Source organism: Candidatus Parvarchaeota archaeon (assembly GCA_016866895.1).
Taxonomy (GTDB): Archaea; Micrarchaeota; Micrarchaeia; order Anstonellales; family VGKX01; genus VGKX01.
The window spans coordinates 1-9,523 of sequence record VGKX01000031.1; the positions used below are offsets into that span (position 1 = coordinate 1).

9 protein-coding genes are annotated in these 9,523 nt (G+C 47.5%); 7 read left to right on the top strand and 2 right to left on the bottom strand.

Annotation, left to right across the window (positions count from 1 at the left end; translation table 11 throughout):
• The first annotated feature begins 21 nt into the window (after positions 1-21).
• From FJZ26_02045 to FJZ26_02070, 6 genes are all read left to right on the top strand, one after another.
• Positions 22-720, top strand: a complete 699-nt coding sequence (locus FJZ26_02045; protein ID MBM3229187.1) for a hypothetical protein — start codon at positions 22-24, stop codon at positions 718-720.
• Between the two features lie 119 nt (positions 721-839).
• The gene (locus tag FJZ26_02050) at positions 840-1,376 is read left to right on the top strand and encodes an RNA-processing protein (GenBank protein MBM3229188.1); all 537 of its coding nucleotides are present in this window, start codon (positions 840-842) and stop codon (positions 1,374-1,376) included.
• Positions 1,377-1,439: 63 nt separating this feature from the next.
• Positions 1,440-3,071: a DNA topoisomerase VI subunit B gene (gene top6B / locus FJZ26_02055; protein ID MBM3229189.1), complete on the top strand. Its 1,632-nt coding sequence runs from the start codon at positions 1,440-1,442 to the stop codon at positions 3,069-3,071.
• Positions 3,055-4,203: a DNA topoisomerase VI gene (locus tag FJZ26_02060; protein ID MBM3229190.1), complete on the top strand. Its 1,149-nt coding sequence runs from the start codon at positions 3,055-3,057 to the stop codon at positions 4,201-4,203. The genes top6B and FJZ26_02060 overlap by 17 nt, the downstream gene beginning before the upstream one ends.
• A gap of 104 nt (positions 4,204-4,307) precedes the next feature.
• Positions 4,308-5,660, top strand: coding sequence for a DUF530 domain-containing protein (locus FJZ26_02065; GenBank protein ID MBM3229191.1), 1,353 nt, complete (start codon positions 4,308-4,310; stop codon positions 5,658-5,660).
• Between the two features lie 4 nt (positions 5,661-5,664).
• Entirely contained in the window at positions 5,665-6,087 is a 423-nt protein-coding gene (locus tag FJZ26_02070) for a hypothetical protein (GenBank protein MBM3229192.1), read from the top strand.
• Between the two features lie 3 nt (positions 6,088-6,090).
• On the opposite strand, the gene FJZ26_02075 is transcribed toward FJZ26_02070, so the two are convergent.
• Both FJZ26_02075 and FJZ26_02080 read right to left on the bottom strand, forming a co-directional pair.
• The gene (locus tag FJZ26_02075; protein MBM3229193.1) at positions 6,091-7,131 is read right to left on the bottom strand and encodes a hypothetical protein; all 1,041 of its coding nucleotides are present in this window, start codon (positions 7,129-7,131) and stop codon (positions 6,091-6,093) included.
• Between the two features lie 722 nt (positions 7,132-7,853).
• Positions 7,854-9,092 carry a class I tRNA ligase family protein gene (locus FJZ26_02080; protein MBM3229194.1) on the bottom strand — a complete coding sequence of 413 codons (1,239 nt, stop codon included), beginning with the start codon at positions 9,090-9,092 and terminating at the stop codon, positions 7,854-7,856.
• Positions 9,093-9,151: 59 nt separating this feature from the next.
• Between FJZ26_02080 and FJZ26_02085 the strand changes: the two genes are divergently transcribed.
• Positions 9,152-9,439: a hypothetical protein gene (locus tag FJZ26_02085; protein ID MBM3229195.1), complete on the top strand. Its 288-nt coding sequence runs from the start codon at positions 9,152-9,154 to the stop codon at positions 9,437-9,439.
• The last annotated feature ends 84 nt before the right edge of the window (positions 9,440-9,523 follow it).

A 9,523-nucleotide genomic window follows, 5' to 3' on the forward strand; every position in this document is an offset into this window, starting at 1 on the left:
CAAATTGTTGCAGACCCCTCAATGAAACGCGGGCTGCAGCTTTTTTCCGACCAAACCATAATCACGTGGGGCGATTCAGTCTGGACAAGGTCAAACAACGAACTTTTTGGCGGAAAAATCGGTTTGTTTTCAGGCAAAGCTGCTGCAGAATACCTGGGGAGGGGCTCTGTTGGCGGCAGGCTTTCTGAGATTTTTGCCATAGTTGACTTGGGGCTCAAGGCCTTTTATCTTCTCAGCGTAAGCGAATCAGTCCAAGGCGTCTCAGAGTTTAAAGTCATTGTGGGCCCTGACAGCGGGGCGCAAAGAAGGTACTCAGTCACCTTAACCACAAAACCGCCAACAATTGGCAAAGTTTCAATAACCACAAGGGAAATAGACCTTGGGGCCAAGATTGATGGAAATTTCGCCTGGATGTTCGCCCCGATTGACAGGAATAACTTCGGATTTTTTGTTTATTCCAACGAAGTGCTCGGGTGCTACTTCTATATCAATGGCAAGGAGGAGTTCAGGCAAATCAGGCTTGCCGGAGTCTTTGCAAGCTCAAATGTGGAAATATTTGCCAGACCGCAGCTTGCGTTTGCTGTTGAAAATGGCCGCCCCTCGGTTCTTGTAAGGGACACGGAATCAGACTACGCGTTTAACCCTGCAGTTTTCCGGGTTTATTTCCTTGATGACGGGCACAATGTCCAGCTTTTGTGGCAGGTTGATGCCAAGAACTAGAATAATTTTGTTTTAGCACTGATTTTTAAACCCTATTTTTCAAATATGCGGTAGCGACCAGTGAAAAGCTGCCATTGCAGCATTCGGCAATAATTTCACGAATCTCTTTCGTGGTTAAAATGCAAATTGTCAAAATCCCAGTTGAGCGGGTTGGGGCACTGAAGGGAGAAAAGCAGCAAACAAAAACCTTCCTTGAAAAGCACTGCAGGGTAATCCTTGAGATTGGCGAGGACGGGGAAATTGAAATCAGCGGGGAAAGCGCCGATGAGTTTTTTGCAAAGGATGTGGTCAAAGCAGTCGGGCGCGGCTTTGAGCCAAATACCGCCATTAAACTCCTGAAAGACAATAACGTCCTCAAGATCATAAACCTTCGCGATTTTGCAAATTCCAGGGAGTCGATTTCCAGAATCAAAAGCAGAGTGATTGGCTCTGAAGGCAAAACAAAAAAAATCATTGAAACCGATGCAGAGTGCGACCTGAGCATTTACGGCTACACGATATCAATAATAGCAAGCCTTGAAACAGCCGACATGGCCACAAGTGCAATCCTAAAGCTGATAGAGGGGGCAAATCATTCTTCTGTCTATGGGTTTTTGGAAAAGGCCAGAACGAGGCTCAAGCAAAACAGGGTAAAGGAGACGCTTGGCCTCCAATAAGGGGCTTGTGGACCAAACGCGGGAAGCAGCAAGAAACGCCTGCGTGTATTATGCGTGATTTACATGAGCGAAGTTGACCGGGTTTTTTCAGAATTCAAGGAGCACTCTGTTGCCGAGTTTTTCAAGAAAAACAGGCAGATGCTTGGGTTTTCAGGCAAAACCAGGTCGCTTACAACAATAATCCATGAATATGTCACCAATTCCCTTGATGCCGCAGAAGAAGGCAAGGTCCTGCCTGAAATCAAGGTTAGCATAAAGGAGCTTGAGCCAGAGCGGTATTTTGTCAGGGTTGAAGACAATGCATTGGGTGTCCCAAAAAAGCACGTAGGAAAGGCATTTGGCGTCATGCTTGCAGGCACCAAATTCCACCGCTACGTCCAGCAAAGGGGACAGCAGGGCATTGGCGCAACCGGCTGCACAATGTACTCCCAAATCACAACCGGCAAGCCCGTGCATGTAAAGTCTGGATATGACAAAAAAATCATAACCTGCGACATATCAGTGGATTTCAAGACCAATTCAGCAGTTGTTTCAAACATGGCCGAAGAGGACCAGGATGGAAGTCAAAGGGGGGTTGTCGTTGAAGCAGAGTTTGCAGACGTCAAATACGACAAAAGCTCCTATGGGGTTTATGAATATCTCAAGAGAACTGCAATCGCAAACCCGCACGCAAAGATAACCCTTCACGACCCGTTTGGCGAGACGCACGTATTCCCGCGTGCAGTCGAGTCAATACCGCAAAAGCCGCACATTGTCCAGCCCCATCCGCTTGGGATTACTGTCAATGACTTGCTTGAGCTTGCACATGTTGATCGGGAAAACATGAAAATAAGCTCGTTTTTGCAAAACGCCCTTGTTAGGGTCAGCCCAGCAAAAGTAAAGGAGCTTGAGCAGCTGTGCCCTACTCTTGATTTTTCCAAAAAACCCCCCGAGCTTTCCTGGGGCGAGGCAGAAATCCTGGTAGGCGCATTTTCTAAGGTCAAGTGGATAGCCCCGGCAACAGACTCAGTGATACCGATAGGCCAGCAACATGTTGAAAAATCCCTAAAAAACATCCTCAACCCCGATTACATGTCGGTGCGGGAAAGGCCCCCAAAGATTTACAGGGGAGGCATACCTTTCATTGCCGAAGTCGCCATTGCCTATGGCGGCCAGTCGGGGCGAAAGGTGGCGGACAAGTGGCAGCCTGAAATACTCAGGTACGCAAACCGGGCTCCGCTTCTTTTTGACGCCTCGGGCTGCGGGATAACAGAGGCAATCAAATCTGTTGACTGGAACAGGTACAATGTAAAGAATTTCGATGAGCAGCAGCTGACAATCCTGGTAAACCTCTCATCAGTCCATGTCCCGTATACTGGAGCTGGAAAACAGGCCATATCAGACGATGAGGAAGTAGTGGCGGAAGTGAAAAATGCCGTAATGGAGGTTGCCCGCGACCTGCAAAGGTATATCTCCGGGCTTAGGACTGACAGGGACAGGGCGGCAAGAAAAACTGCAGTTCTGCGGTATGTGAAACAATTTTCGGCAGACCTTTCAGAGCTTGCAGGCAAGGGTAAAAAGGACGAGCTTGAGAAGAAGCTCATAAAGCTGATTGAGGAAAAGTACGCGTCAATGCTTGAAGAGAGCAAGGAGGAAATCCCTCAAGAGTCTGGAAACGGAGAGGGGAACGGTGGGGACGATGGCCAAGAAGAATGAGCAGGCAAAAGCCGCCAAAAACCAGGCAGGGGCACTTGGAAGCCAGGATGTACTCTCCAGGCTAGTAGGCCTTGGCGGGCAGATGATAGATGAGATTGACAGAGGGTCAACCCCAAGCTTTGAAGCGCCTTCAAGGGGCAGGTCAAATGTCAAATACGATGAATCGGTTGGCTGCCTGAGGCTTGGGGACAGGACGGAAGAGAGGGTTTTTGTCAATGTCGGCCAGGCCCGCAAATTCATGCAGACTGTGGCTGTTGCCAACAAGTGCAAAAAATTTCTTGACGAGGGGGCCCACACATCAATCAGGGGTCTGTTTTACCAGCTGAAGTTTTCCCTTGGTGAAAACGTCGATGAGGAATTGTTTTCAGAGCAGTCGGAGTCAAATCCGCTTATAGAGGACCTGGAAGTCGCCCTTACAGTCAAGCGTGAAGACCTCAACCTTTACACTGACCGCAAAGGAGTTGTTGCAGGCAGCATGAAAATCAAGGATAAATTCGGGGGCGAGGAGACTACGATAGATTGCTCAAAACAGGGCAGGGCAGGCTATGCAATCCCCTCAGACGTTGACAACAACATGCAGTTTTTGGATGTGGATGCCGATTATGTTCTGGTTGTCGAGAAGGATGCCATGTGGCAAAGGCTAAATGAGGACAAATTCTGGAAGAAGGAAAACTGCATCCTTGTCACTCCAAAAGGCCAGGCATCAAGGGGCACAAGGCGCCTTGTTAGAAAACTTGCCAGCATGAAGCTTCCAGTCTACGTGTTCACTGACTGTGATGCATGGGGTTGGTACATTTACTGGGCCATCAAGACAGGCAGCATGAACCTTGCTTACCTTGCAAATGACATCGCAGTCCCGGAGGCAAGATTCATCGGAGTGACCATGAAGGATATTAAGGATTATTCATTTCTTGGCAACCTGACAATCAAGGCAAAGGACGTGGACATAAAAAGGGCGGAAGAAATGCTTACCTATCCCTGGATTTCAAGGCACAAGGAATGGGTTGAGGAGCTAAAAGCGGTGCTTTCCACAAAAAGGAAAATTGAGCAAGACGCCTTGCAAGGCCCGCGCCTTTCATTCGTCTCCGAGTATCTCAAGGAAAAAATCAGCAATAAAAAGCTCCTCCCATGAGGCCTCTCTTTTTGCCAGAAACAAGCCAGCTTGGGCGTCCTTGTTTGTCCTGCTGCATCTGGCTTATTAACCCAGAATGCCCATAATTTTGCACAGTGGTAAGTATGGAATCTGAATTTTCAAACCTGCCTGCAATGGCCTCAATGCACGTTGTTTCAGAAATAAACTCCTTTCTGGACCAGCTTTCGGCATCTGGAGAATACCTCCATGAAAACGAAGAAAAGATACTGGGATATGTCAGGGCAATGAAGTCCCTGGGCTTCAACTCCCCGTTCGCCTCGCTTGTTTACTCGACGAGGCAGGAGCTTGAGGACGCGGGCGCAGACGAGCTTGCCGACCAGAAAAAGCAGCTTGGGCATTTCAGGTATCTTGCAAGCCTCAAAAAATTTACGCTTAACAGGGCGCGCGTGGCTCTTTCGGCCCACAGAATAGCGAGGCATGCCTCTTCATACAAAAGTGGCTGGAAGGCCCCGCTTGAAATCACCCCTTTTCTTCCCTTTGGCGGAAATTACATTGATTCGCTCTATCGCGCAGGCGATGCCGCAATTGTCGCATACAGGGAATTTTCTGAGAATTTTTCAATGAAGCAATCCAAGTCAGGCTCTGTTGTCGCAACAATCGAGCATGGGGTTTTGGGAAGCACAATGACTTCAAAAGTCAGGCTTTCAAGCGATAAAGGGCTTGAGATGAGGGTAAAAAGGGCATATGGGCAGAGCGCAAAAATCCTTGCGGTTTCGCTTGCCAAGACCCAGGATTGCCTTATTAAAAACAAAAGCGTCAGGGTTGCTCTCATATGCGCCGCTGCAGCCTGCATGGCAAGGGATGCCAAAGAGGAGCTTGCAAAAGGCCGCGAATCTGAACTGCTGGCCAAATACAACTCCATTTTGGCAAGTCATAAAATAGTCGCAGACAGCGTGCTTGACAACATCGAGGGCTACAAAGACGTGAAAGGCCTTCTTGCAAATGGGGGATTTGGGGGCTTTGAAGGAGAAACGTTCAAGACCAACAAGGAGATTTTATCGCTTGTAAAATCAAGGCGCTTAAAGGCAAGAAAAATCATGGAAAGGGGGATTTCAAGGCTTGTCCTGCTACCCATATTGCGGCACTACATCACAAAAAACGCCAATTCAAGGGGCAAAAATTCGCCCTTTCCCTCTCTTGTGGAATGCCCAAGCGAAGTCCAGCTTGCTGCACTTGAAATGCTTGATAAATCGCATAAAGGGGCAAAAAACATCGGCGAGCTTGTGCACGGGAAGCTTTTGGCCGAATCGGGTTTTCCAGCAAACGCATCCGAGGAATTTGGGATAGGATGCACGATTTCGCTTGGCATATCGGGAATGGAAGGCATATGCAGCCTGTTTGAGATTGACGAAGGCAAGGCGCAAAAATTTTTGCAGGAATACGAATCAATAATGGGGGGCAGGGGAGGCAAATTCCTCAAGCATCTTAAGGGTTGATTGGTTGCTGCAAAAAGGGTTTGGAAACATCAAGATAAAATCATTGTATGGCAGCCCTAAGGTCATGTCCGAGCAAATTGCCAGCTTCCCAAATGCAAAGGCATTCAGGTTTTGCTCGAGGCCTTGCGCGTCTATCCTCGCATTTCTTCTTTCACGAACAAGTGCCAAAACCATATTCTTTTCCGCATCTGCATACTCAAGGGTAAGGGGCAGGGTAATCGAATCCCTGAAAAAAACCGGCATACGTATTGTTGTCACCCACGACACCCCAGGTAGAAAGCGAGGGTCAAAGGAGCAGGCATTCAGGCTTGCAAAAAAGCTTGTGAAGAAAGGCAGAAGCGTTGCACACGCATGCAAAAAAGCAGCCATCCCGAGAAGAACCTATTATTATTTGCTGAAAATTGAAAAAGGGCGGTTGAAAATTTAGCCTTTATCTGGCAACTTCATCTCTGATAATCCCTGCCGCCAACTTTGCCCCGTCAAAACTTTGCGCAAACCTGCGCAACAATGCGGATTCCTGGCCTTTTTTCAGAGCACTTTGAAAGGCGAATTCTAGGGTCTTTTTGTTAACAAACCCGGGCTCAAGCCTCTCACCAAGGCCAAGGGCCGCAATTTGCCCAAGGTTTGCCTCGCGCTCAGCGTAGCCCCCAAGGGCAATGCCTACAATCGCCTTGCCTGAAATAATGCACTCCATCAAAGTCGTGTGGCCGCCGTGAGTGATTATTATGCCGGCTGCACTTGCCATCTGCTCAAAATCCTCTTTCAACTCCAGGTTTTTGTATCTTGACGCCAATGCCTTGCTTGCGGTTTGCATTTTCAGGCCTGTTTGCCCAAGCTCGTCAAGTATGCCCCCGTCCTCCTCTCCGCCAAACGCAATTGCCTTTTTGCTGCTGCTGCCTTTTGGGTATCTATTGGCAATACCCCCGACAAACCTGAATTTTTCCCTCTTCCCATGAAAATCCAGGTTTTTGAGGCAAATGGAATAGGGCGGGGGCAAATCTGGGACAATTACGACTTTTGGGATTTGGGCAACCTGCCTTCCCAGGTATCTGGCAGATTTTTTTACCATTGTGAATGCCGGGAAATTTGAAAAGTCCGTCTGGTTTGCAAGGTAGGCCACGTTTTTAATTCCGGCAAGTTTGGATGCAACAAGTGCTGAAACGCTTGAGTCAATAAGAACCGCTTTTGGCCTGTCGCGGCGAAATTGCCTGTGCAGTTTTGAAATTACGGGAAAATTCACTTTCATGATATAGTCAAATGCGCTTGCCTCAATATCTATGTTCTTTTTGCCAAACCTGAGCGAAAAGTCGATGCCAAGGTTCTTTGTCTCAAAGCCCCCCTGCCTTGAAACATCGGCTGCCTTGCCGTATGTAATTATCTCCACTTCATCTGTTTTTTCAAGCTCCCTTGCAATTCGCATGCAGCGGCGGATGTGCCCAAAGCCAATCCCTTCTGCAACAATGGAAATCATGCAACGACCTGGCGCAACAGGCAGACTCTAGCCATGTCGCAGTTCTACTTTCCTGATTATATTTTTAAATGTGCACTTCGAAATGAAAAACCTTGGCTTCAAGGCCCCAGGCGGGTGAAATTTGCGGCCAATAATTTAGTTATCCAATGCCTCGGTAGCTCAGGTTGGTAGAGCGACTGACTGTTAAAGCCTCTCTTTGATGAACTCAGGTTTTCCGGCCCATGCCGCGTTTAAGGAGGTTGCTGCAAATCAGTAGGTCGAAGGTTCAAATCCTTCCCGGGGCGCAAAGCTCTTTTCTTAAATTCCGCTCTGTTTAAAATTAGGTGTTATGTTTTTGCAATGCAGCCGCGATTAGCTGGACTCGGTGAAGAAGTTCCTCAAACATCATTGCGCGAATCAAACTTAACCCATGCGCGTGTTTTAGAGGTTATCTTCTTCGCAGCGCAGACAGCTTAACAAGCAAGGGTTCCGTGCGGCGAGATTAAGTCCAGACACCACACCAATGGCCGACTACTTGACAGAGGCTGCCAGCTTACGCGTCATTTTCAAGACAACCGAATTGTCTCAATCCGGCTGCATTGCTTATTTTTATTTGCTTTTCCTCTATATAATACTTGCTTCTATAGTCGTATTAAATCAACTAACAAGTACAAAATTTTACATATTGATGCACTAAGAACTTTGATTAAACGCACAGTGCCAAAGACGACTATTGCCCGCATTCATCTGAATCTTAGCCCAGTTACAGCTTCTAAAAGCCCAGCAAGTTTTACATACTCCTTCCGTGTCTTCTCATCAGTGCCATTTGCACCTGCGATTTTTTCCGTAATTTTCTCAAAAGCCTTCAGGGCCAAGTGAACCATCAAGTCGTCGTCCAAAAGCCTGTTGATGCGGGCTTTTCCCAGGCTCAGGGCATTGCGCATGTCGGCATTTCCCATCTGTTCAAAACATCTCTTTACGCGATGCACCAATTCCAGTCTTCGTTCCGCATTTCTTTTTGCGGCCCTAAAATCAAAATCCTGCTTTTGCCTGTAGTGCTTTTGAAGGTAGTAATACCTCAAATCCTGCGGGCTTAATCCTCTGTCCTCAAGGTCTTTGAGATAGTAGACATTCCCAATGCTTTTTGACATTTTTTTCTTGTTGACTGTAAGGTGCTTGACATGGAACCAGTACCTGACAAAACCCCTGCCGGCAATCACTTCCGACTGGGCAATCTCGTTTTCATGGTGCGGGAATATGTTGTCAACTCCCCCTGCATGAATGTCTATGGACTTGCCAAGAAACTTGTACGCTATTGCGCTGCAGTATGCGTGCGTTCCTGGCCTTCCCTGCCCCCAGGGGGATTTCCATTTCAGCTTCCCATCACTTCTTGCCGCCTTTTTCCAGATGGCAAAATCATACCTGCCTTGTGCAGAATAATCGTCCGAGAGCCTGACTCCTTTTTTTTGTTTGCCGGCTTTGCCAAGCTTTGCAAGCCTGCCAAAATTTTCCGCCTTTGAAATCCTGAAAACCAGGTTTCCCCTGCCATCTTCATAGACGGCTCCCTTTTTCTCAAGCTTTCTTGCCCATGTTATAATCCACGGAATTGATTTTTTGAACCTGACAATATGCCCTGGCCTTCCAATTCCAATTCTGTCCATGTCCTGCTTGAATTTTCGAATTTTTGGCATTATGAATTTCTCAAAATCGGTTGTTGCGTGCTGCGAATTGAACGCGGCAATCGCCTTGTCCTCCATGTCAGAAATAGGCATGGCGTGAACTACTTTCAAGCCCCTCAAAAAAAGCAATCTTTTGAGCAAATCCTCCCAAAAAAAAGTCCTCAGGTTGCCTATGTGGGCAAAATTGTAAACCGACGGCCCGCATGTATAGTATAATACCTTGCCTGGTTTTTTCGGCACAAATGCCTCTTTTTTGCCTGAAAGCGTATTATACAGCTTGAGCATTGTCCCTACCAGGGCCATTTATTGTCCGGAAAGATTTATATTCAGTGCAAATCAACTACTTTTGCTGGTGAGACAAAATGGCAAAAGCAAGAAAGGCTGCAAATCCTAGTAACACAAGGCTTGACCCAATGGCATTTGGAGTCGCATTTGGTGTTTTGGATGCACTTGCAATGTTTTTCATAGCCATTTTCGGCATATTTGGCTTCGGGCTTGGCATGACTAGCATGATGTCAAGCATTTATCCAGGCTACGGCCCCCATTTCATTGGGGCCGCGATTGGGCTTTTTCTGGGCCTTGTCGCAGGATTTGTATTTGGCTATCTGGCAGCAGTCATCTACAATTATCTTATTGCAAAAGGGCTTTGAATTTCTGGCCGCTACGGTTTTACACTGACAAAAAGCTGCATGCAGACATTGTGGCCCCAATCAAAGGGTTATCGGAATTAGGAT

Coding starts and splice junctions, on each gene's coding strand:
- FJZ26_02045 (MBM3229187.1), top strand. CDS start 22: ATGAAACGCGGGCTGCAGCTTTTTTCCGACCAAACCATAATCACGTGG.
- FJZ26_02050 (MBM3229188.1), top strand. CDS start 840: ATGCAAATTGTCAAAATCCCAGTTGAGCGGGTTGGGGCACTGAAGGGA.
- top6B (MBM3229189.1), top strand. CDS start 1,440: ATGAGCGAAGTTGACCGGGTTTTTTCAGAATTCAAGGAGCACTCTGTT.
- FJZ26_02060 (MBM3229190.1), top strand. CDS start 3,055: ATGGCCAAGAAGAATGAGCAGGCAAAAGCCGCCAAAAACCAGGCAGGG.
- FJZ26_02065 (MBM3229191.1), top strand. CDS start 4,308: ATGGAATCTGAATTTTCAAACCTGCCTGCAATGGCCTCAATGCACGTT.
- FJZ26_02075 (MBM3229193.1), bottom strand. CDS start 7,131: ATGATTTCCATTGTTGCAGAAGGGATTGGCTTTGGGCACATCCGCCGC.
- FJZ26_02080 (MBM3229194.1), bottom strand. CDS start 9,092: ATGGCCCTGGTAGGGACAATGCTCAAGCTGTATAATACGCTTTCAGGC.
- FJZ26_02085 (MBM3229195.1), top strand. CDS start 9,152: ATGGCAAAAGCAAGAAAGGCTGCAAATCCTAGTAACACAAGGCTTGAC.